The 22,656-nt window shown below is 69.2% G+C and carries 17 protein-coding genes; 7 read left to right on the plus strand and 10 right to left on the minus strand.

Annotation, left to right across the window (positions count from 1 at the left end; translation table 11 throughout):
* Window positions 1-42 precede the first annotated feature (42 nt).
* Together KVT39_RS20140 and KVT39_RS20145 are read left to right on the plus strand one after the other, a co-directional pair.
* Window positions 43-2,322, plus strand: a complete 2,280-nt coding sequence (locus tag KVT39_RS20140) for an arginine/lysine/ornithine decarboxylase (RefSeq protein WP_034178750.1) — start codon at window positions 43-45, stop codon at window positions 2,320-2,322.
* Window positions 2,322-3,140: a lysozyme inhibitor LprI family protein gene (locus KVT39_RS20145; RefSeq protein WP_175749809.1), complete on the plus strand. Its 819-nt coding sequence runs from the start codon at window positions 2,322-2,324 to the stop codon at window positions 3,138-3,140. The genes KVT39_RS20140 and KVT39_RS20145 overlap by 1 nt, the downstream gene beginning before the upstream one ends.
* A 106-nt stretch (window positions 3,141-3,246) precedes the next feature.
* On the opposite strand, the gene KVT39_RS20150 is transcribed toward KVT39_RS20145, so the two are convergent.
* The 5 genes from KVT39_RS20150 to KVT39_RS20170 all read right to left on the minus strand — a co-directional run bounded on the left by KVT39_RS20150 (window position 3,247) and on the right by KVT39_RS20170 (window position 9,152).
* A complete protein-coding gene (locus KVT39_RS20150) occupies window positions 3,247-3,930 on the minus strand; it encodes an HAD family phosphatase (protein ID WP_217590049.1) in 684 nt (227 codons plus the stop codon).
* A 94-nt stretch (window positions 3,931-4,024) separates the two neighbouring features.
* Window positions 4,025-5,434, minus strand: a complete 1,410-nt coding sequence (argH, locus tag KVT39_RS20155) for an argininosuccinate lyase (protein WP_034178748.1) — start codon at window positions 5,432-5,434, stop codon at window positions 4,025-4,027.
* A gap of 88 nt (window positions 5,435-5,522) precedes the next feature.
* On the minus strand, window positions 5,523-7,874 hold the full coding sequence (locus KVT39_RS20160) for a fimbria/pilus outer membrane usher protein (RefSeq protein ID WP_217590050.1): 2,352 nt from the start codon (window positions 7,872-7,874) through the stop codon (window positions 5,523-5,525).
* Window positions 7,875-7,901: 27 nt separating this feature from the next.
* Window positions 7,902-8,612 carry a fimbria/pilus periplasmic chaperone gene (locus KVT39_RS20165; RefSeq protein ID WP_217590051.1) on the minus strand — a complete coding sequence of 237 codons (711 nt, stop codon included), beginning with the start codon at window positions 8,610-8,612 and terminating at the stop codon, window positions 7,902-7,904.
* Between the two features lie 6 nt (window positions 8,613-8,618).
* Window positions 8,619-9,152, minus strand: a complete 534-nt coding sequence (locus KVT39_RS20170; protein ID WP_034179402.1) for a spore coat U domain-containing protein — start codon at window positions 9,150-9,152, stop codon at window positions 8,619-8,621.
* A 252-nt stretch (window positions 9,153-9,404) separates the two neighbouring features.
* Between KVT39_RS20170 and KVT39_RS20175 the strand changes: the two genes are divergently transcribed.
* The gene (locus KVT39_RS20175; RefSeq protein WP_217590076.1) at window positions 9,405-10,403 is read left to right on the plus strand and encodes a spore coat U domain-containing protein; all 999 of its coding nucleotides are present in this window, start codon (window positions 9,405-9,407) and stop codon (window positions 10,401-10,403) included.
* 6 nt (window positions 10,404-10,409) lie between these two features.
* On the opposite strand, the gene KVT39_RS20180 is transcribed toward KVT39_RS20175, so the two are convergent.
* Window positions 10,410-11,219 (minus strand): helix-turn-helix transcriptional regulator, encoded by an 810-nt coding sequence (locus tag KVT39_RS20180; RefSeq protein WP_105392939.1) that lies wholly within the window; start codon window positions 11,217-11,219, stop codon window positions 10,410-10,412.
* Window positions 11,220-11,479: 260 nt separating this feature from the next.
* Between KVT39_RS20180 and KVT39_RS20185 the strand changes: the two genes are divergently transcribed.
* The gene (locus tag KVT39_RS20185; protein ID WP_105392938.1) at window positions 11,480-12,232 is read left to right on the plus strand and encodes a class I SAM-dependent methyltransferase; all 753 of its coding nucleotides are present in this window, start codon (window positions 11,480-11,482) and stop codon (window positions 12,230-12,232) included.
* Between the two features lie 135 nt (window positions 12,233-12,367).
* Here KVT39_RS20185 and ppc read toward each other — a convergent pair whose 3' ends face one another.
* A complete protein-coding gene (gene ppc / locus KVT39_RS20190; RefSeq protein ID WP_217590052.1) occupies window positions 12,368-15,382 on the minus strand; it encodes a phosphoenolpyruvate carboxylase in 3,015 nt (1,004 codons plus the stop codon).
* A 207-nt stretch (window positions 15,383-15,589) separates the two neighbouring features.
* On the opposite strand from ppc, the gene hemC reads away from it, so the two are divergent.
* The 3 genes from hemC to KVT39_RS20205 are packed head-to-tail and all read left to right on the plus strand — an operon-like array spanning window position 15,590 to window position 19,751.
* Window positions 15,590-16,591: a hydroxymethylbilane synthase gene (gene hemC / locus KVT39_RS20195; RefSeq protein ID WP_034178741.1), complete on the plus strand. Its 1,002-nt coding sequence runs from the start codon at window positions 15,590-15,592 to the stop codon at window positions 16,589-16,591.
* Window positions 16,591-18,561: a fused uroporphyrinogen-III synthase HemD/membrane protein HemX gene (gene hemDX, locus KVT39_RS20200; RefSeq protein ID WP_217590053.1), complete on the plus strand. Its 1,971-nt coding sequence runs from the start codon at window positions 16,591-16,593 to the stop codon at window positions 18,559-18,561. The genes hemC and hemDX overlap by 1 nt, the downstream gene beginning before the upstream one ends.
* Window positions 18,562-18,563: 2 nt before the next feature.
* Complete coding sequence (locus KVT39_RS20205) at window positions 18,564-19,751, plus strand: heme biosynthesis protein HemY (protein WP_034178739.1); 1,188 nt, start codon at window positions 18,564-18,566, stop codon at window positions 19,749-19,751.
* 124 nt (window positions 19,752-19,875) lie between these two features.
* On the opposite strand, the gene KVT39_RS20210 is transcribed toward KVT39_RS20205, so the two are convergent.
* The 3 genes from KVT39_RS20210 to KVT39_RS20220 all read right to left on the minus strand — a co-directional run bounded on the left by KVT39_RS20210 (window position 19,876) and on the right by KVT39_RS20220 (window position 22,571).
* The gene (locus tag KVT39_RS20210) at window positions 19,876-20,241 is read right to left on the minus strand and encodes a DUF4180 domain-containing protein (RefSeq protein ID WP_175749804.1); all 366 of its coding nucleotides are present in this window, start codon (window positions 20,239-20,241) and stop codon (window positions 19,876-19,878) included.
* Window positions 20,242-20,281: 40 nt separating this feature from the next.
* Window positions 20,282-21,586, minus strand: coding sequence for an MFS transporter (locus KVT39_RS20215; RefSeq protein ID WP_105392935.1), 1,305 nt, complete (start codon window positions 21,584-21,586; stop codon window positions 20,282-20,284).
* A gap of 226 nt (window positions 21,587-21,812) precedes the next feature.
* Window positions 21,813-22,571 (minus strand): SDR family oxidoreductase, encoded by a 759-nt coding sequence (locus tag KVT39_RS20220; protein WP_131946340.1) that lies wholly within the window; start codon window positions 22,569-22,571, stop codon window positions 21,813-21,815.
* Window positions 22,572-22,656: the final 85 nt, after the last annotated feature.

Below are 22,656 nucleotides of genomic sequence, written 5' to 3' on the forward strand. Positions count from 1 at the left end.
TGCGCGTGACGCGCCGCGGTCGTTCTTTTTGGAGAATCGCCCATGAAGTTTCGTTTCCCCGTCGTCATCATCGACGAAGATTTCCGCTCCGAGAACATCTCGGGCTCCGGCATCCGGGCGTTGGCCGAAGCGATCGAGAAAGAGGGCGTCGAAGTCCTCGGCCTCACGAGCTACGGCGATCTGACGTCGTTCGCGCAGCAGTCGAGCCGCGCGTCGTGCTTCATCCTGTCGATCGACGACGACGAACTCATGCTCGGCGAAACCGGCCCGGACGGCGAGCTGCCCGAGCTCGCGACCGCGATCATCGAGCTGCGCGCGTTCGTCACCGAAGTGCGCCGCCGCAACGCGGACATCCCGATCTTCCTGTACGGCGAGACGCGCACGTCGCGGCATCTGCCGAACGACATCCTGCGCGAGCTGCACGGCTTCATCCACATGTTCGAGGACACGCCGGAGTTCGTCGCGCGCCACATCATCCGCGAGGCGAAGGTCTATCTCGACTCGCTCGCGCCGCCGTTCTTCAAGGAACTCGTCAAGTACGCGGACGAAGGCTCGTACTCGTGGCACTGCCCGGGCCACTCGGGCGGCGTCGCGTTCCTGAAGAACCCGCTCGGCCAGATGTTCCACCAGTTCTTCGGCGAGAACATGCTGCGCGCGGACGTCTGCAACGCGGTGGACGAACTCGGCCAGCTGCTCGATCACACGGGCCCGGTCGCGGCGTCCGAGCGCAACGCGGCGCGCATCTTCAGCGCCGATCACCTGTTCTTCGTGACCAACGGCACGTCGACGTCGAACAAGATCGTCTGGCACGCGACGGTCGCGCCGGGCGACATCGTGCTGGTCGACCGCAACTGCCACAAGTCGATCCTGCACGCGATCACGATGACGGGCGCGATTCCGGTGTTCCTGACGCCGACGCGCAACCATTTCGGCATCATCGGGCCGATCCCGCGCGACGAATTCAAGCCGGAGAACATCCGCAAGAAGATCGAGGCGAACCCGTTCGCGCGCGAGGCGCTGCGCGAGAACCCGGACATGAAGCCGCGGATCCTGACGATCACGCAAAGCACGTACGACGGTGTCGTCTACAACGTCGAGATGATCAAGGACCTGCTCGGCGACCTGCTCGACACGCTGCACTTCGATGAAGCGTGGCTGCCGCACGCGACGTTCCACGATTTCTACCGCGACATGCACGCGATCGGCGACGGCCGCCCGCGCACGGGCGCGCTGGTGTTCGCGACGCACTCGACGCACAAGCTGCTCGCCGGCATCTCGCAGGCGTCGCAGATCGTCGTGCAGGATTCGGAGAACCGCACGTTCGACAAGCACCGCTTCAACGAGGCGTACCTGATGCATACGTCGACGAGCCCGCAGTACGCGATCATCGCGTCGTGCGACGTCGCGGCCGCGATGATGGAGCCGCCGGGCGGCACCGCGCTCGTCGAGGAATCGATCGCCGAGGCGATCGACTTCCGCCGCGCGATGCGCAAGGTCGACGCCGAATACGGCGACGACTGGTTCTTCAGCGTGTGGGGCCCGGACAACCTGTCGGAAGAAGGCATCGGTTCGCGCGACGACTGGATGCTGAAGCCGAACGACCACTGGCACGGCTTCGGCCCGCTCGCGGAAGGCTTCAACATGCTCGACCCGATCAAGGCGACGATCATCACGCCGGGGCTCGACGTCGACGGCGAGTTCGGCGAGACGGGCATTCCGGCCGCGATCGTCACGAAGTACCTGGCCGAGCACGGGATCATCGTCGAGAAGACCGGCCTGTACTCGTTCTTCATCATGTTCACGATCGGCATCACGAAGGGCCGCTGGAACTCGATGGTGACCGAGCTGCAGCAGTTCAAGGACGACTACGACAACAATCAGCCGCTGTGGCGCGTGCTGCCGGAATTCGTCGCGCAGCATCCGCGCTACGAGCGCGTCGGCCTGCGCGACCTGTGCACGCAGATCCACGACGTGTACCGCGCGAACGACATCGCACGCCTGACGACCGAGATGTACCTGTCGGACATGGAACCGGCGATGAAGCCGTCGGACGCGTTCGCGAAGCTCGCGCACCGCAAGATTGACCGCGTGCCGCTCGACGAGCTCGAAGGCCGCGTGACGAGCATCCTGCTGACGCCGTACCCGCCGGGCATTCCGCTGCTGATCCCGGGCGAGCGCTTCAACAAGACGATCGTGAACTACCTGCGGTTCGCGCGCGACTTCAACGAGCGTTTCCCGGGCTTCCACACCGACATCCACGGCCTCGTCGCGGAAGAGGTGAACGGCCGCGTCGAGTACTACGTCGACTGCGTGCGCGACTGATGGCGACGCACGGACGATTCCGGGCGATGCGCGCGGCGGTGGCCGCGCTCGTCGTCTGGGCGGCAGGGGCGGCGGGGCTGGCGGGGTCGGGCGTCGCGCACGCGGAAGTCGCGGCGGCCGACCCGATCGACGTCGCGATGCGGCAATGCCTCGCGCGGCGCGACCGGTCGTCGACGGCCGGCCAGATCCAGTGCATGGGCGAAGCGCAGCAGCAGTGGCAGACGGTGATGGACGGCGCGTACCAGCGCCTGTTGAAGGATGCGCCGGCCGACGCGAAGCGCGGCTGGCAGGACAGTCAGCGCCGCTGGGTCACGTGGCGCAAGGATGAAATCCTTCTGCTGAAAGCCGTGTACGACACGACGCGCGGCACCGCGTACACGATGTCGAGCGCCGACATGCAGCTGCAGCCCGTGCGCGATCGCGCGCTGGCGCTGCGCGGCGCGGCCGATCGTTTTGCGCCGCCGCCCGCTGCCGTACCGGTCGCGGCTACGAGCGGCACGAGCGTGGCCGAGGGCGCGGCCGCGTCGAACGGCAAGCCGGCGGCGAACGCGTCGCGCGATCCGGCCGTGCGGCGCGTGCGGCCGTGCGAACAGGATGCCGCGTGCGAGCACGCGCTGTTCGACCTGAACCGCTATTACCAGAAGCTGCGCCGCAAGATGCCGGCGCATTCGGCCGCGACGCTGGTGCGCGCGCAGCGCGCGTGGGTCGCGTTCCGCGATGCGACGGCGCCGCTCGTCGGCGAGGACGGTCGCGTCGACCTGATCGGCGCGCGCATCGCGACGATGAAGCGGCTGTCGGAGACGGCCGGCAACAAGTAGAAGCCGTCGCGACGCCGGTCGTTCGGCGGCACAACAAAACGGGCACCCTTGGGTGCCCGTTTGCATTTGGCGGTGCGCAGCGCACCGTGTTTCGCGCTCGCGTGTCCTACGCCGGCTTCTGCGTGTCGTACCGGCCGAACCACGACGGCACGAGTGCGACCGCATCGTCGAGCGACGCGAGCACGTGCAGGCTCAGCGCGACGATTTCGGGCGTCGGCGCCTTCAAGTCGGGCACGGTGACGACCGACGCGCCCGCGCCGGCGGCCGACTGCGCGCCGAAGTCGCTGTCCTCGAACGCGACGCACGTATGTGCCGGCACGCCGAGGCGTTCGGCCGCGAGCCGGTAGACGGCCGGATCGGGCTTGCCGCGCGCGACTTCGTCGCCGCCCGCGATCGCGCGGAAGAACGGCAGCACGCCGACCGCGTCGAGCCGCGCGCGGATCACGTCGCACGCGGACGACGACGCGACCGCGCACGGGATGCCGGCCTGTGCGAGCGTGTCGAGCAGCGCGAACGCGCCGGGCTTCAACGGGAACTTCGGATGGGGTTCGGGCGCCGCGAGTTGTTCGCATACGCGGATGCGCACGGCGTCGAACGTATCGGGATTGCCGATCAGCCGCGCCAGGATGACCTGGCCCTCGGCGAACGAGCGGCCGACGATCTGCAGGTAGTCGGTGGCCGTCAGCGTGACACCGTGTGCGTTCGACACGTCGATCCACGTGTTCATGATGGTCCGCTCGGAATCGACGAGCAGGCCGTCCATGTCGAAGAGTGCGGCGGAAAAGGTCATCGGCGACATCCGGGAAGCAGGGCAGGCAATGGGCGGCGCAACGGCCGCCCGAATGAAAAACGGACGCCGAAGGCGTCCGTCCGGAACAGCGGGCTTACCGGCCGAGCGCGGCGCGGGCAGCCTTGACCGCCGCACGCACCTGGTCGGGTGCGGTGCCGCCCGGATGGTTGCGGCTGGCGACCGAACCCTCGAGCGTCAGGTAGCCGAACACGTCGTCGCCGATCAGGTGCGCGACGTTCGGCAGTTCCTGCTTCATCTCGTCGAGCGTCAGGTCGGCGAGATCGATGCCGCGGTCGTCGCAGATCCGCACCGCGTGCGCGACGGCTTCGTGCGCGTCGCGGAACGGCAGGCCGCGCTTCACGAGGTAGTCGGCGAGGTCGGTGGCGGTCGAGAAGCCCTGCAGCGCGGCAGCGCGCATCGCGTCCGGCTTCACGGTGATGCCCGCGACCATTTCGGCGAAGATCCGCAGCGTGTCGGCGACGGTGTCGACCGTGTCGAACAGCGGTTCCTTGTCTTCCTGGTTGTCCTTGTTGTACGCGAGCGGCTGGCCCTTCATCAGCGTCAGCAGCGCCATCAGGTGGCCGTTCACGCGGCCCGTCTTGCCGCGCGCGAGCTCGGGCACGTCCGGGTTCTTCTTCTGCGGCATGATCGAGCTGCCGGTGCAGAAGCGGTCGGCGATGTCGATGAAGCCGACGCGCGGGCTCATCCACAGCACGAGTTCTTCGGAGAAGCGCGACACGTGCGTCATCACGAGCGCGGAGGCGGCCGTGAATTCGATCGCGAAGTCGCGATCCGACACCGCGTCGAGCGAGTTCGCGCAGATGCCGTCGAAGCCGAGCGTCTTCGCGACCGCGTGGCGATCGATCGGGTAGCTCGTGCCCGCGAGTGCGGCCGCGCCGAGCGGCAGGCGGTTCACGCGCGTGCGGCAGTCGCGCATGCGCTCCGCGTCGCGCGAGAACATCTCGACGTACGCGAGCAGGTGGTGGCCGAACGTGACGGGCTGCGCGACCTGCAGGTGCGTGAAGCCCGGCATGATCGTGGCGGCGTTCTGTTCCGCGAGGTCGAGCAGCGCGCCGCGCAGGTCGTTCAGCAGGCCGCCGATGCGGTCGATCTCGCCGCGCAGCCACAGGCGGATGTCGGTCGCGACCTGGTCGTTGCGCGAGCGGCCCGTGTGCAGGCGCTTGCCGGCGTCGCCGATCAGCGCGGTCAGGCGCGCCTCGATGTTCAGGTGGACGTCCTCGAGGTCGAGCTGCCATTCGAATTCGCCGCGCTCGATCTCGCCCTTGATCTGCGCCATCCCGCGTTCGATCGCGGCCAGGTCGTCGGCGCTGATGATCTTCTGCGCGGCGAGCATGTTCGCGTGCGCGAGCGAGCCGGCGATGTCGACGAGCGCGAGGCGCTTGTCGAAAAACACCGACGACGTGTAGCGCTTGACCAGCTCCGACATCGGTTCCGAGAAGCGGGCCGACCAGGCCTCGCCCTTTTTGTGCAGTTGGGACGTCATGGCGATTCTTCGAAGGGGAGTTGGGCGGCGTGCGCCGCCGAGGGAATCCCGCAATTCTAACATTCGCGGGCCTGGCGGCCGGCGCGGGCTAGCGGGGCGTGCAGGTCAGCGGGCCGATCCGCGGCAGCGTGCCGTCGTCCGGCCGCCGGTACGCAAACGCGACGACGCAGTCGTGGCCGCCGCCGGAGATTTCCAGGCGGTTGTTCGCGACGAGGCCGTCGACGAACGTGAGGCCGTCGTAGCCGACGATCGTGCGCTGGCCGCTTTCGACGTGCACGACGTCGAGGCCGGGCGGCAGCGGCGCGCCGTCCGGCGTGCGCAGCGCGATCGACGCCGCGCGGTAGCGCGTGACCGGGAAGCGCGCGAGCACGCCCGAGCGGGCCTGCGGCACGACGTCGAGCGTCGTATCCGCGATGCGCGCATCGGCCGGCAGCGTCGTGCCGTCGATCTCGACGCGATTGTGCTGGTACGCGCTCAGATCGGGCACCAGCAGGTAGCCGGTGCGGTCGGTCTCGCCGATCGGCCGGTTCTGGTGCAGCACCGGCACGCGCCCGGCATCGGTCGACACGAGCGCGAAGCCGTCGTCGATGCGGCGCGACGTCAGCAATTGGCCGTTCATCAGCACGAGCGCGCCGGTCACGTCGACCGACGCGTCGTGCTGCCCGCCGAACGACTGTCCGAGCAGCGTGACCTGGCCCGCACGGCCCAGGTATTGCAGCTGCCCCTGGCCGTAGCGCAGCGGGCCGTTCTCGCCGGCCTGCACGTTCCAGCCGAAGCCGCCGTCGTAGTCGGGCGCGCGCGACGCGCTGACCGCGCGGGTCGACTCGCCGTTCTGCCGGCCGACGCTCGCCGCGACCGACGTGTTGTCGCCGAGGCCGACGCTCAGGCTGACGAAGAAGCCGCGCGCGTTGTGCTGCCGGAAATCCTGGAATGCGCTGACGGTCATCGACGCGAGCATCCCGACGTTGACCGACCACGCCGCCGAGCCGATCCGCGATGCAGGCGCGCCCGGGTATTTGAGGCCGAGATAGCTGAACGACAGCGTCTGCGCACGGAGGAACGGGAACGACACCGTCACGCGGTCGCTGACGGTCGCGACCGGCGTGCCTTCGCGCGCGCCGAGGTCGCCGTAGCCGCCGAACGCGCGCAGCGTCTGCGCGTCGACCGAGAAGCGCGGCGTCACGTACTGGTAGCCGAGGCCGGCCTGCGCGCCGGAGAAGCGCCCGGCGCCGACGGCCAGCGACGCGTTCGCGACGCCCCCGCCGCCGATGCGCGCGAGCACGCCCGCGCCGACGTTGTAGACGCCGCTCGTCGCCTCGGCGTGTGCCTCGGCGGTCAGCCGCTCGGTGACGCCGTAGCGCACCGATCCGCTCGCGGCCGGCGTGCGCGCATAGTCGAACGCGTCCTGGCCGTATGCGCGGCGCAGGAAGCCCGCCTCCACCGAATAGCTGGCGAGGCCGGGCGCGAGCAGGCGCGTGTCGACGTAGAGCGGGATCGACGTGGCGATCGTGCGGCCGAGCGCGTCGCGCGTGATCACCGTTGCGTTGCCGGCGCCGGTGATGCCCGGCACGCTGTTGATCACGAACGGGCCGCCCGGCACGTTGCCGCTGAACTGGCGCACGTTGTTCACGTACAGGTCGACCGCCGACGGCACGACCGCGCTGCCCGACAGCGCCGGCACCGGGAAGGTCACGAGATCGGGGCGCAGGCCGAAGTTGCTGCGCCACTGCACGCCGCCGATGCGCAGCGAGCGGGTCCACGACAGCGACGACGAGATGGTGTCGCCGAATTGGGTCGTCGTGAGCGTGCGCGGGTCGGACACCGTCCACGACGTGTCGTAGCGCATGTAGCGCTGCCCGTCGCGACGGAAGTAGCCGATGCCGGTGTTGCTGAACACGCCGGCCGGATCGAAGTAGCGCGCCTCGGTCCACACCGCGAGCGGCGCATGCGCGGCGGTCTGCGCGTATGCGTCGTAGTTCAGCACGATGCCCCGGCCGGACGTCGCGGGCGGTGTGGCGGCGAGCCCGCGCGCGTCGAACGTGTGCGGAATGCGCAGCGCGTCGGGCACGTGCAGGTCGATCGTCTGGCGGCCCGGATCGTAGTCGTAGCGCAGGCCCGCGAGCGCGTCGAGCGCGACCGGCGTGTTCGACAGCGGCTGCGCGCGGTCGCCACTGGCGATGCCGAGGTCGTTCAGGTCGGCCGACGCCGCGAACAGGTGGCCGTCGGCCTGCCGGAAGCGCGCGATTCGGCGGGTCGGCTCGCCGTTGATCGACACGTCGAGGTACAGCACGCCGGGCTCCGGGGCGGCGGAAGGGGGCAGCTCGGGGGCCGGCTGTGCGCCTGCGGTGCCCGCGCGCAGCGCCAGCGTGAGGGCGGCGAGCCACGCGTAGCGCCTGGCAGGCGTCGTTCGATGGGCATGTCGCGTCGTCGGCACGCGCAACGGGGCGGGAGGGCGCCAGCGCCGGATTCAGCGCGGCGTCAGCCGGGCCTCGATGGGTTGCGTGTTTACCGTCGCGCGGACTTTCACGAACGGCGACGGGCGCGCGTCGAGCTTGAGCGGCCAGTGCCGCACGCTGCCGGCCAGTGCGTAGCCGAGCAGCCCGCGCGCGACTTCATGCGCGTTGCCGTGCGCATCGACGAGCTGCACCGCGGACAGCTGCGCGCGCCGGCCGCCGAGATTCGCGACCGACAGCCGCAGGCCCTGCGAATCGGCCTCGATGCGCCAGTCAAGCTGCGGCGGGGTGGGCGGTGCGGCGGGTTCGACGAACACCGGCACCGAGTAGCGCACGCGGATCGTGATGCCGTTCTGCGCCGGTGTGCCGGGCGCGGGCAGCTCGTCGATCAGCACGCGATAGCTTTCCTCCATGACCGGGCTCGCGCGCGTGGTGCGCACGAGGCGGATCAGCTGCTCGGCGTTCGCGCTGATCTGCAGCAACGGCGGCGACGCGGCGAGCGAATCGGTCGGCGTCAGCACGTCCTCGCCGTTCTCCTGCGTCCAGCGGAACGTGCGCACCTGGCCGTAGATCGGCTGCACGCCCGAATTGCTGAGCGTGACGCCCGCCGCCGTGACCGACGGCGACAGCTCGAGCGTTACCGGCGAAATCTGCAGCGTCGCGGCCGACGCGGTTGCAGCCGACGCGGCGCACAGTGCGGCGACAAAACAGGGGCCGATCGCCACGGCGGGTCAGAAGTAGACGGTCGCGGTGACGGTGGCCTGGTAGGTGTCCGGTTTCGGGGTGGCTTGCGTCTGCACCTGGCCGTATACGTTGAGCGTCTGGGCGGAGCCGTTGCCGGTGCCGCCGACGGTGTCGGTGCCCTGCGTGTTCCCCCAGATCGTCGTGTGGCCGCTGTCCTGGAACAGCTGGAAACCGACCGTCGTGCCCGTGTTGCCGCTCGTCGTGCCGGCCATCAGCCGCGCGCTGACCGTCGAGCCGGAGACGCCGCCCGCGTCGAGCCCGACGTTGTACGGCGTCGTGTTGCTGCAGGTGATGGAGAGCGTGGTCTGCTGGTTGATCGCGGCCGTCAGTACGCCCGAGGTGCCGAATGCGAGCGGGTTCACGTTGACCGAGCAGTTCGCCTGGATGGTCAGCGTGACGTTGAATTGCGCGGTGGCGGTGCCGTTGGAATAGACGGCGGCGGCGGCAGGGCGCCAGGCCGGGGTGAGTGCGATGGTCGCCGCGATGGCGGTGGACAGCGCGTGACGCGTGATGGCGTTCATTGTGATGGTCTCCAGCCGTTCCGGGCGTATCGCCCCGGCCTGCAGTGCCCGAACCGCGTGATTCGCCGTGTCGACCGAACCGCACATTCGTCTGACTAGATTACTCTACGCATTTGGTTGCATGCAATGGTAGAAATACGGACTAGTTTGCATTGTCTGAATATTGTGCGGGCGGCCGGTTTGATCTGGATCAACGGTTGGGGCGGCAGCCGGGCAGCGACCGGAACGAATGCTTTTCTATTGGGGGAAACCATGGCGGAGCGGCGGGTCGCGCGGGCGTACCGGTATCTGCGTCGGGTGGCGTGCTGGCTGCTGGCCGCGCTGCTGTGCGGGCCGTGGCTGTCCGCGCAGGCGGACAGCTGCACGGTGAGCGCGCAGACGACGAGCTTCGGTTCGGTCAGCCCGATCACGCAGGCGGCGTACACGACGACCAGCACGGTGGGCGTGACGTGCACGTGGGATACGTTGAGTCTCAACACGACCGTGCTGGTCTGCCTGAATCTCGGCGCCACGAGCCCGCGCGTGATGACGAACGGGGCCAACCAGATGCAGTACGACCTGTACCAGGACAACGGCTATACGCAGGTCTGGGGCGCGGTCGCCAGCGGCACGACGCCGATGTCGGTCACGCTGGCGAAGCCGGGGATCGGCACGAGCGCGAACGCGACCCTGACCGTTTACGGCCGCATCGCGCCGAACCAGCCGACCGTGCCGAGCGTGAACAACAGCAGCACGCTCTACTCGCAGACGTTCGCCGGGAACCAGGCGTCGTACAGCTACAACTTCGCACTGCTCGGCATCCAGCTGGTGCCATGCACGTCGCAGGCGTCGGCGGGCACGTTCGCGTATTCGACGAACGCGACCATCGTGAACAATTGCTTCATCAGTGCGACGAATGTTGCGTTTCCCGCAACGGGCGTGCTCGCGTCGGCGCTGACGGCGAGCGGCTCGATCAGCGCGCAATGCACGAACGGCGATGCGTTCCAGATCGCGCTGAACGGCGGCAGCAGCGGCAACGTCGCGGCCCGCACGATGCAGCGCTCGGGCGGCGGCGGCTCGGTAGGCTATCAGCTCTACCAGGACAGCGGCTTGACGACGCCATGGGGCGACGGCACCGGCGGCACCTCGATGGCGACCGGCACCGGCAGCGGGTTCGCGCAGGCGCTCACCGTCTACGGTCGCGTGCCCGCGCAGGCGACGCCCGCGCCGGGCAACTACAGCGACACGATCACCGCGACGATCAGTTTTTGAGCCGGCTCAGTCGCGCACCAGTACGACCAGCTTCAGGTCCTCGCGGTGCGCGGGCTTCAGTGTGATCTGCTGGTACACGAGGCGGCCATCGGCCGGATGGTCGAATTCGCGCAGGCCGCCTTCGCGCTCGAACACGTCCTGCGACGCCCAGTACTGCGCGAACGCGTCGCTGCCGGCAGTCAGCGCGTCGATCAGCGCGCGGGTCGGCGCGTCGGCCAGGTGGCGGATCGAATCGGCGCGGAATTCGGCCGCGAGCCGCCGCGCGCGGGTTTCCCAGTCGACGATCAGCGTGCGCGCGGCCGGCGACATGAACGTGAAGCGCAGCAGGTTGCGGTCGTGCTCGCCGTCGAGCCAGCCGGAAAACAGCGAGGCGGCCGGCGCGTTCCACGCGAGCGCGTTCCATTGCCGGTCGAGCACGTACGCGGGTGTCGCGATCGCCGCGACGGTCGCGGCGAGCGTCGGCGGCAGGTCGCCGCCCGCGACGTCGGGCTCGGCGGGATCGCGCTGCGCGGCCAGTTCGAACAGGTACGCGCGCTCGGCCTTCGACAATTGCAGCGCGACGGCGATTCGTGCGAGCGCGTCGGCCGACGCCGACACCGGGCGACCCTGTTCGATCCACGTGTACCAGGTCGGGCTGACGCCGCACAGTTGCGCAACTTCCTCGCGCCGCAGCCCCGGCGTGCGGCGGCGCGGGCCGGGCGGCAGGCCGACGGCCTGCGGCGACAGCCGCTCGCGGTGGGCGCGAATGAATTCGCCGAGCGCGCGGGCGGGCGTGGCGTCGAGCGGCGGGACAGGGGCGGAGGACGGCTGGTTCATGCGGAAACGGCGAAGTGGAAGCGAGGATGCGGCAACGATCAGACAGGTGTATCGAATACCAGAATAACTGCTTAACTTGTACTGGTACAAACGCAAGCCTATTGTAGCGGCTCGCGCGCTGGCAGGCAGCGGGCGTCCCACAAAACGCGTTGCAGGGGCCGGATGCGAAGCATGGGGCTGGAGTAAGTGCTGAAGCACATACTCCAGCCGACACAAGTGCCGAAGCGCCCACTCCGGTCGACAGCACAAAGGAGCGAACGATGAAACACCACGACCAGGTCGCCGACGCATTCGGCACGACGGCCGCCGCCTATCTGACCAGCACGGTCCACGCGACGGGCGCCGATCTGCAGACGCTCGCCGACGCGGTGCGCGCGACGCCCGATGCCGCCGTGCTCGATCTCGGCTGCGGTGCCGGCCACGCGAGCTTCGCGGTCGCGCCGCACGTGCGCGACGTGGTCGCATACGATCTCGCCGCGCCGATGCTCGCGACCGTCGATGCGGCCGCGCGCGAGCGCGGGCTCGCGAACATCCGCACGCAGCAGGGCCCGGCGGAACGGCTGCCGTTCGACACGGCGACGTTCGACTGGGTCGTGAGCCGGATGAGCGCGCACCACTGGCACGACATGCGCGCGGCGCTCGCCGAGGTGCGCCGCGTGCTGAAACCGGGCGGCCGCGTGCTGATGATCGACATCGCGGGCAACGACCATCCGCTGCTCGACACGTACCTGCAGGCCGCCGAAGTGCTGCGCGACGCGTCGCATGTGCGCGACTACCGCGCGGACGAATGGCTCGCGATGTTCCGCGATGCCGGTTTCGACGCGCACGTGCATAGCCGCTGGCGGCTGCCGATCGATTTCGACACGTGGGTCGCGCGCATCCGTACGCCGGCCGACAGCGTCGCCGGCATTCGCGCGCTGTGGGCACATGCACCCGACGAGGTGCGCGGCTATTACGCGGTGCGGCCCGACGGTTCGTTCGAACACGACGCGCTGCTGATCGACGCGCATTGACCGGGCCGGCCGGCGCGGCACGACGGTGCCGTGCGGCCTCCCGATGAAAAAAGCCGCGCTACGCACCGTGGGTACGGTGGCGTAGCGCGGCTTTTGCGATCGGCCGGCGCGGAACGGGCCCGCGCCGCATGCGGATCAGCCCGTGTTGCGCAGGCCGGCCGCGATCCCGTTGATCGTCAGGTGAATCCCGCGGCGCAGCCGCGCGTTCGTGTCGCCCGCGCGGTGACGCTTGATCAGCTCGACCTGCAGGTGGTTCAGCGGATCGAGATACGGGAAGCGGTTCTTGATCGAGCGCGCGAGCAGCGGGTTGGTCGCGAGGCGGCCTTCTTGCCCGGTGATTTCCGCCAGCGCGTTCGACGTGCGTTCCCATTCCGCGACGATCCGCTCGAACACGTGCTTGCGCAGCTTGCGGTCGGAGACGAGCTGCGCGTAGCGCGACGCGACCGCGAGGTCGGTCTTCGCCAGCACCATGTCCATGTTCGACATCAGGTTCGAGAAGAACGGCCAGGTCTTGTTCATCTTCTTCAGCAGCGCGACGCGCTTCGTGCGCTCGGCTTCATCCTGCGCGCCGTCGAGATACGCGCTCACCGCGCTTCCGAAGCCGTACCAGCCCGTCAGCAGCAGCCGGCACTGGCCCCACGAGAAGCCCCACGGAATCGCGCGCAGATCCTCGATCTTGCGCTGCTTCGGATCCTGCAGCTTGCGCGAAGCCGGGCGGCTGCCGATGTTCAGCTCGGCGATCTCGGTGATCGGCGTCGACGAGAAGAAGTAGTCGGTGAAGCCCGGCGTTTCATAGACGAGCGCGCGGTACGCGGCCATCGCCGAGTCGGACAGCGTTTGCATCGCAGCCTCGAACGCGGGCAGTTGCGCAGGGGCGTTCGACTGCGGCAGCAGCGACGCCTCGAGCGTCGCGGCGACGACCGTCTCGAGGTTGCGCCGGCCGATCTCGGGGTTCGCGAACTTGCTCGCGATCACCTCGCCCTGTTCGGTCAGGCGGATCTGGCCGTTCACGGTGCCCGGCGGCTGCGACAGGATCGCCTGGTAGGTCGGGCCGCCGCCGCGGCCAACCGTGCCGCCGCGGCCGTGGAACAGCCGCAGCGTGATCTTGCGGTCGCGGAACAGGTCGACGAGCGCGAGTTCCGCGCGATACAGCTCCCAGTTCGACGTGAGGAAGCCGCCGTCCTTGTTGCTGTCCGAGTAGCCGAGCATCACTTCCTGCTCGGCGCCCTGGTGCGCGATCAGCGCGTCGACGCCCGGCAGTGCGAAGTATTCGCGCATGATGCGCGACGCGTCGCGCAGGTCGGGGATCGTCTCGAACAGCGGAATCACCATCAGGCTGTTCCTCGCATGGCCGCCGGGCACGCCGAGCGCGCCTTCGAGCAGCCCCGTCTCCTTCTGCAGCAGCAGCACCTCGACGAGGTCGCTGACGGTTTCCGTATGCGAAATGATGTAGTTGCGCACCGCGCGCGCGCCGAATTGCGCGCGCACCTCGCGCGCTTTCTCGAACACGCCGAGCTCGCTCTGCGCGAGCGCCGAGTATTCGAGGTACGGCGAGCGCAGCGGGCGCGGATCGGCGAGCGCGGCGAGCAGCACGCGGAGTTTGTCTTCCTCGGCGAGCGCCGCGTAGTCGGCCTCGACGCCCGCGCGCGCGAACAGCTCGGCGACCACCGCTTCATGGATGTCGGAGCTCTGGCGCAGGTCGATGCTCGCGAGATGGAAGCCGAACACTTCGGCCGCGCGCACGAGCGGCGCGAGGCGCGGCGCGGCGAGCGACGTGCCGTGGTGTTCGTCGAGCGACGCGGTCAGCACCTTCAGGTCGGCGACGAACGCTTCGGAATCCTCATACGGGATCGCGCGCACGGGCGGCGCGCCGCGGCCCGCGCTGCGCACGGGCACCGTGCCTTCGCCCAGGCGCACGCGTGCGCTCGCGGCAAGGCGCGTGTAGATGCCGATCAGCGCGCGGCGATACGGTTCGTCGACGCGGTGCGGCGACTGATCGGGCGAGGCGGCCGCGAGCGCCTTCACGCCATCGCTCGCGCCGACCAGCAGGTTCGACACCGACAGCTCGGCGCCGAGCTTGTGCACCTGTTCCAGATAGTGCTCGAGGATCACCGCGGCCTGGCGGTTGATCGCCTCGTCGAGTGTCGGCGCCGTCACGTTCGGGTTGCCGTCGCGATCGCCGCCGATCCAGCTGCCCATCTGGAAGAACGCGGGCACGCGCGCGGACAGGCCGTGCTCGGCGAGCGCGGCCTCGATGTCGCCGTACAGCGCGGGCAGCTCGTCGAGGAAGGTCGCGCGGTAGTACGACAGCGCGTTCTCGATCTCGTCGCCGACCGTCAGGCGCGCGTCGCGCAGCATGCGCGTCTGCCACAGCGCGGTCACGCGCGCACGCAGCATCGATTCGTTGTGCTGGCGCTCGCGCGCGGTCAGCTCCTGGTCGCGCTCGGCGAGCAGGCGCGCGATGTCGTGCTGCGCGTCGAGGATGCTCTTGCGCTGCACCTCGGTCGGGTGCGCGGTCAGCACCGGCACGATCAGCGCATCGTCGAAGAAGCGCTGCAGCAGGCGCTTCGACGCGTTGCCGGTCGTCTTCAGCTGATCGAGCGCGTACGCGACCGTGCCGGGCTGCGGCGCGGAGCCGGCCAGCGCGTGGATGCGGCGGCGGCGGTTGTGATGGCGGTCTTCCGCGATGTTCGCGAGATGCGAGAAATAGCTGAACGCGCGCACGACGCTCACCGTCTGCTCCGGCGTCAGCTTGCGCAGCTTCTTCTCGAGCGTCTGCGCGGCTTCGCTGTCGTCCTCGCGGCGGAACTTGACCGCGGTCTGGCGGATCGTCTCGACGACGTCGAACACGGTGTCGCCTTCCTGCTCGCGCACGACGTCGCCGAGCAGGCGGCCGAGGAAGCGGATGTCCTCGAACAGCGGGCCGTCCTTGTCCTCGCGCGTGCGCGTGCCGGACTTCGGCGCGCCGGCCTTGCGGGCAGCGGGGCCGGCGGCTTTCGTCGTGCGTTTTGTCTGACGTATCGGGTCTTTCGGTTTCGTTGCCGTTTTCGCACGGCCGTTCGCGGCGGTGGCGACGGTGTCCGTCGGGGCGTCGGAGGAGGACAGGGCAGCATTGCGGCGCGCCGTACGCGCCGATCCGGAAGACTTCACGATGGGTTTCCTTGGGAAAGCTCGAGTCAAAAGGAACTGCGAAACTGCGGGAACTGCGGTCAAGCAACCAGCTACGTGCGGCACATCCGCGCATCGGCGCCGCGACCCGCTCGGCGGCCGGCCGGGCGCAGGCTCCGGGCCCGGGCGGGCCGGGGCGTGCGTGCTACCATTGTTCGGTCTTCAATCCCGTCCTTCGATGTTCCAGCAATGAATTCCGAGACCCTTGCGGCCGGGCCGCAACAGGCACAGCCGCCCGCGACGTTGACGATTGCTTCGCGCGAGAGCCGCCTGGCGATGTGGCAAGCCGAACATGTGCGTGATGCGCTGCGCAAATTATATCCAGCTTGTGACGTGAAAATCCTCGGGATGACGACTCGCGGCGACCAGATTCTCGATCGCACGCTGTCGAAGGTCGGCGGCAAGGGCCTGTTCGTGAAGGAACTGGAGAGCGCGCTGGCCGACGGCCGCGCCGATCTCGCCGTGCATTCGCTGAAGGACGTGCCGATGGCGCTGCCCGACGGCTTCTCGCTTGCCGCGATCATGGAGCGCGAGGACCCGCGCGACGCGTTCGTGTCGAACGACTACGCGTCGCTCGACGCGCTGCCGGCCGGCGCGGTCGTCGGCACGTCGAGCCTGCGCCGCGAAGCGATGCTGCGCGCGCGCTATCCGCACCTCGACGTGCTGCCGCTGCGCGGCAATCTCGATACGCGCCTCGCGAAGCTCGACCGCGGCGACTACGCGGCGATCATTCTCGCGGCCGCCGGCCTGAAGCGCCTCGGCCTCGAAGCGCGGATCCGCACACTGCTCGACGTCGAGACCAGCCCGCCCGCGGCCGGGCAGGGTGCGCTCGGCATCGAGATCGCCGCGCACCGCGACGACGTCGCCGCATGGCTCGCGCCGCTGCACGATCCGCGGACCGCGCTCGCGGTCGAAGCCGAGCGGATGGTGTCGCGCGCGCTCGGCGGCAGCTGCGAGGTGCCGCTTGCCGCGCACGCGGTGTGGCGCGCGGGCGAACTGTATCTGACGGGCCGCGTGTCGACGACCGACGGCAAGCGTGTGCTGACGGCCGAGGAGTGCGGAGCCGTCATGACCGTCGCCGATGCGCTCGCGCTCGGCCGCGCGGTGTCCGACGAGCTCGAGGCGCAAGGCGCGCTCGACATCGTCAAGGCGCTGCTCGCCGGCTCGCAGGCCGGCAAGGGCGACGCCTGATGGCGGGCGGCGCGCGCGCGTTCACCGCTGTCCTGACGCGCCCGGACGGCCAGTCGGACGCGCTTGCGTCGCAACTGGCCGATGCCGGCTGCGACGTGCTCGAATTCCCGCTGATCGACATCGCGCCGGTCGACGATCCGGCGCCGCTCGACGCCGCGTTCGCGGCGCTTGCCGACTACGCGCTCGTGATTTTCGTGTCGCCGAACGCGATCGACCGCGCGCTCGCGCAGTACGGCGCGATCTGGCCGAACGCGCTGCCGGTCGGCGTGGTCGGGCCCGGCAGCGTCGCGGCGCTGGAGCGGCACGGCATCGCCGCACCCGCGCATCGCGTGATCGCGCCGCAGGCGCCGGCCGACGGCGGCGTGCCCCGTTACGATTCGGAAAGCCTGTTCGCGTGCATCGAGGCCGCGTTCGGCGGCGCGCAGGCGCTGGCGGGCAAGCGCGTGCTGATCGTGCGCGGCGACGGCGGGCGCGAATGGCTTGCAGACCGGCTGCGCGAGGCCGGCGCGGACGTCACGCTCGTCGCCGCGTACCGGCGCGTCGTGCCCGAGCCGCGCGTCGGCGCATGGGAGCGCGTGCATGCGCTGCTCGACGGCGCACCGCATGCGTGGCTCGTCACGAGCTCGGAAGGCGTGCGCAACCTGCACGAACTCGCGCGGGCGCACCTGAACGATGCCGAAATCGACGCGCTGAAGCATGCGCCGCTCGTGACGCCGCACCCGCGGATCGAGCAGACCGCGCGCGCATTGGGTTTTGATAGGATTACGCTGACCGGCGCGGGCGATGAGCGCATCGTCCGCGCGTTTCGAACGATGGCCGACGAGGCCGTCCAACCGGCGACAGCCGCACCGGTGACTAAACGCATGACAGATACCAACGATTCCAAAAGCGTCGCTTCCCAGCCGGCCGCTGCATCCGCACCGCCGTCCAGTCCTCCTTATCTTGCGCCCGAGCCGCGCGCGCGCCGCGGCGGCAGTGCGCTGCTGTGGTTCGTCGTCGTCGTGGTCGGCTGCGCGGCGGGCGTCGGCGGCTATGCGCTGAACCGCAAGATCGACCGGCTCGACGGCACGTTCGTCGCGCGCCAGAAGGCGCTCGACGCGCAGACGGCCGAGACGCGCATGAAGACCGAGCAGGCGCTCGCGAGCACGCACCAGGTGGACACGCAGCTCGCGCAGCTCGACGGCAAGCTCGCCGACGCGCAGAGCGCGCAGCAGGCATTGCAGCAGCAATATCAGGACCTGTCGCGCAACCGCGATGCGTGGATGCTCGAGGAAGTCGACCAGATGCTGTCGAGCGCGAGCCAGCAGCTTCAGCTGACGGGCAACACGCAGCTCGCGCTGATCGCGCTGCAGAACGCCGACGCGCGTCTTGCGACGTCGCAGAGCGCGCAGGCCGTCACGGTGCGCAAGGCGCTCGCGCTGGACATCGAGAAGCTGAAGGCCGCGCCGGCGGCCGATCTCACGGGCCTCGCGATCAAGCTCGACGACGCGATCGCCAAGATCGACGCGCTGCCGCTGTCCGGCGAGGCGATCGTGCCGCATGCGGCGCCGAAGGCCGCGCCGGCCGACGCCGCATCGACGGCCGTGGCCGGCGCGCCGCGCTGGAAGGTCTGGTGGCACGACTTCTCGGCCGGCCTCGGTCAGCAGTTGAAGGGCCTCGTGCAGGTGCGCCGGATCGACAACGCGGACGCGATGCTCGCGTCGCCCGACCAGGGCTACTTCGTGCGCGAGAACGTGAAGCTGCGCCTGCTCACCGCACGGCTGTCGCTGCTCGCGCGCAACGACAGCGCGATGAAGGCCGACCTGCACGCCGCGCAGGCGTCGCTCGGGAAGTATTTCGATCAGGCGTCGAAGGACACGCAGACCGTCGAGGATCTGCTCAAGCAGGTTGACGGCGCATCGCTGACGGTCGCGGTGCCGAACCTGAACACCAGCCTGAACGCCGTTCAGCAGTTCAAGAGCCGGGGGTAACGATGACGCTTCGAGGAATCGTCTGGCTCGCGGTCCTGTTCGCGATCGCCGCGGCGCTCGCCACCTTCGGCCGTTTCGACGCGGGGCAGGTGCTGCTCGTCTATCCGCCGTACCGGATCGACGTGTCGCTGAACCTGTTCGTGATCGCCATCGTCGTGCTGTTCATCGTCGTGTATGCGCTGCTGCGCATCGTGCGCAACATCTGGCGCATGCCGCAGCGGGTCGCCGCGTATCGTGCGCGTTCGCGCAACGAGAAGGCACAGGCGTCGCTGCGCGATGCCATCTCGAACCTGTACGCGGGCCGGTTCTCGCGCGCGGAGAAGGCCGCGCGTGACGCGCTGTCGGTCGACGCGAACCTGGGTGCCGCGAGTCTCGTCGCGGCCACTGCCGCGCACCGGATGCACGAGTACACGCGCCGCGACGACTGGCTGTCGAAGGTCGACGCGCCCGAATGGCAGGACGCACGGCTGCTCGCCGCGGCCGACATGCGCGCGGACGCGCGCGATGCCGACGGCGCGCTTGCCGCGCTGGCCGACATGCAGGCGGGCGGCAAGCGCATCCATGCGCAGCAGGTTGCGCTGCGCGCGCAGCAGCAGTTGAAGAACTGGGCCGAGGTGCTGAAGCTCGCGAAGGCGCTCGAGAAGCGCGAGGCGCTGCATCCGGCCGCGGCCGTGCGGCTGCGCCAGCAGGCCGCGGAAAACCTGCTGCGCGAACGCCGGCACGATCCGGACGCGCTGCTCGAGGTGTGGCAGTCGCTGTCGCCGGTCGAGCGCCAGTCGCCGCGTCTTGCCGATCTCGCGGCCGACCTGCTCGTGCCGCTCGAGCGTCGCAACGAAGCGCGCCGCATCGTCGAGGAAGCGCTCGCGCACAACTGGGATGCACGTCTGCTGCGCCGTTACCCGGACACGGCCGGCGCCGATGCGCTGCCGCTGATCCAGAAGGCGGAAGGGTGGAAGAAGGATCACCCGGAGGATGCCGACCTGCTGTTCGCGCTCGGCCGTCTCTGCCAGCAGCAGCAACTGTGGGGCAAGGCGCAAGCGTTCCTCGAAGCGGCGCTGAAGCTGGCCGACAACGAGGCACTGAAGGTGCGTGCGCATCGCGCGCTCGCGCGTCTGTTCGAGCAGCTCGGCGAAACCGACAAGGCCGCGAAGCACTACCGCGAAAGCGCGCTCGCGATTACCGTGGTCTGACGCAAGCCGCGGCCGCCTGCTGCCGGCGGCCCGCTGCGCTGCGCTGCGCAACATGCCCCGAACGCCGGATGGCCTTCGGGGCATTTTCTTGTCCGCTGCGCGCCGGCGCCGGACGCGTTATCCGCTACGCGCCGAACCTGCGCAGCAGGTCGTCCTCGTTCGCGACGAACCACACCGATTTCCCGCGATTGGACTCGCGAACGAGCGCGCGTAGCGCTTCGCTGCGCGCGAGCCAGCGGTCGATGTCGCCGACCGCGCCGAGCCGCACGCCGTAGTTGACGAGTTTCTGCAGCACCGCGCCGGCCAGTCCGCTGTCGAGCCGGTAGAAGTCGTCGTGCAGCACGTCGGCGGGGACCGCGACCCAGTCGGCTTCATGTTCGTGCGCGAGCGCGACGAGGTCGAGCGCATCGCTTTCCCGCTGCACGCGGCCGGCGGCAGGATCCAGGACCAGTACGCGGCTGCCGGCCGCCTGAACGATGCGGTGGGGCATGAGGGTTGGCTCCGTCGACATGATCGTCATGCCCTGCGCATCACTTGTCGACCAGCCGCTTCGGCACCGACAGTGCGAGCAGCCCGCCGAGCACGAGGAACCCCGCGAGCATGTACATGCCCGCGTCGTTGGCGCCCGTCGCCTGCTTGAGCCAGCCCATCAGGTAGGGGCTCAGGAAGCCTGCGAGATTGCCGATCGAGTTGATCATCGCGATGCCGGCCGCGGCGGCCGCACCGCCGAGGAACGCGGTCGGCAGGCTCCAGAACAGCGGCAGCGTCGTCAGGATGCCGATCGTCGCGAGCGTGAGGCCGAGCATCGCGAGCGCGGTCTGGTGCGCCCAGATCACCGACAGCACGAGCCCCAGCGCGCCGATCGCGGCCGGAATCGCGAGGTGCCAGCGGCGTTCGCGGCGCTTGTCCGCGCTGCGCGCGATCAGGATCATCGCGACCACCGCGGCCGCATACGGAATCGCCGACAGCAGGCCGATCGCGAACGTGTCGGTGACGCCCGTCGCCTTGATGATCGTCGGCAGCCAGAAGCCGACGCCGTAGAGCCCCATCACGAACGAGAAGTAGATGAGTGCCATCAGCAACACGCGCGGGCTTGCCAGCACGGCGCCGAGCGGTGGATCTTCCTTGGTCGCTTCCTCCGCGTCGACGTTGCGCGTGAGCAGCGCCTTTTCGTCGTCGGTCAGCCAGTTCGCCTTCGCGATCCGGTCGTCGAGCTTGAAGAACACGAGCACGCCGACCAGCACCGACGGGATGCCTTCGAGCAGGAACAGCCATTGCCAGCCGTGCCACCCGCTGATGCCGTCGAACGCCTTCAGGATGAAGCCCGAGAGCGGTCCGCCGATCACGCCGGACAAGGCGACTGCCGTCATGAAGAACGTCGTCATCCGGCCGCGCCGGTGCGCGGGATACCAGTAGGTGAGGTAGAGGATCACGCCGGGGAAGAAGCCCGCTTCGGCGACGCCGAGCAGGAAGCGCATCACGTAGAACATCGCGGGCGTCGTGACGAACATCGTCAGGATCGAGATCACGCCCCAGGTCGCCATGATGCGTGCGATCCACACGCGCGCGCCGACCTTGTGCAGGATGATGTTGCTCGGCACCTCGAACAGGAAATAGCCGAAGAAGAAGATCCCGGCGCCGAGCCCGTAGACGGTGTCGCTCAGGTTCAGGTCGCTCGCCATCTGCAGCTTCGCGAACCCGACGTTCACGCGGTCGAGATACGCGACCACGTAGCACAGCAGCAGGAGCGGCGTGAGCCGCCACGACACCTTGCGGTAGGTTGCTTCCTCGAATGCGCCGGACGAACCCGGCAGCGACTGCGTCGATGTTGCCATTTTGTCTCCTGTCGACCCAAGTTGGCGCTTTAGCGCTTACTTGGGTCCCATGCTATGCGGTCGACCCAAGTCGGCGCTTCAGCGCCTGCCTGGATCCCATGCTTTGCGGTTTTTATGGTTGACCGGAGCCGACACATCGGCACCCGATCCGGTTTCGTGCGAAGCAATACATGAATGCCGTGCCGGCCGGTGAATCCCGACGCGGCACGCGAACAGCCAGGTGCGGCTAGATGCAGCGTCCGCCGTCGACTTCGAGACAGACGCCCGTGATGAATTCGGCCTCGTCGGACGCGAGGTAAAGCGCCGCGTTCGCGATGTCCTGCGGTGTCGAGAAGCGGCCGAGCGGGATCGTCGCGAGGAAGCGGCTGCGGTTGTCGGGCGTGTCCTCGCAGCCCATGAACTCGGTCATCAGGGCCGTCTCGCCGAGCACGGGATTGATGCAGTTCACGCGGATGCGGTCGGCGCCGAGTTCGGCCGCGAGCGACTTGCTCGCGGTGATCATCGCGCCCTTCGTGCTGTTGTACCAGACGAGGCCCGGGCGCGGCCGCACGCCGGCCGTCGACGCGACGTTCACGAACACGCCGCCGCCCCGTTCGCGGAAGTACGGAACGAAGGTCTGCACGCACCAGAACAGGCTCTTCATGTTGACCGCGTACACGCGGTCGAACTCGGCTTCCGTCACGTCGAGCACCGGCTTGTTGCGGTGCGTGGTGCCTGCGTTGTTCACGACGATCTGCACCGAATGGAAATCGTCGAGCGCGGCCTGCAGCAGCGTGTGCCAGTCGTCCTGCTTCGACACGTCGCCCGCCACCGCGATCGCCTTGCCGCCCGCGAGCGCGATCTCGCTCGCGACGCGCTCGGCCGCCGCGCCGTTCAGGTCGTTGACGACGACGTTCGCGCCTTCGCGCGCATACGTCTTCGCGATGCCTTCGCCGAACCCCGAGCCGCCGCCCGTGACGATGGCCGTCTTGCCGCTCAACCGCATGGTGTGTCTCCTGTGCTGGTTATGAGAGTCGTCGTGTTGCGCGATGCAGCCGGCCACTGCCGGCCGCGTTTCGCGTGCCGCGCGT

Source organism: Burkholderia sp. GbtcB21 (assembly GCF_019091065.1).
GTDB lineage: Bacteria > Pseudomonadota > Gammaproteobacteria > Burkholderiales > Burkholderiaceae > Burkholderia > Burkholderia pyrrocinia_C.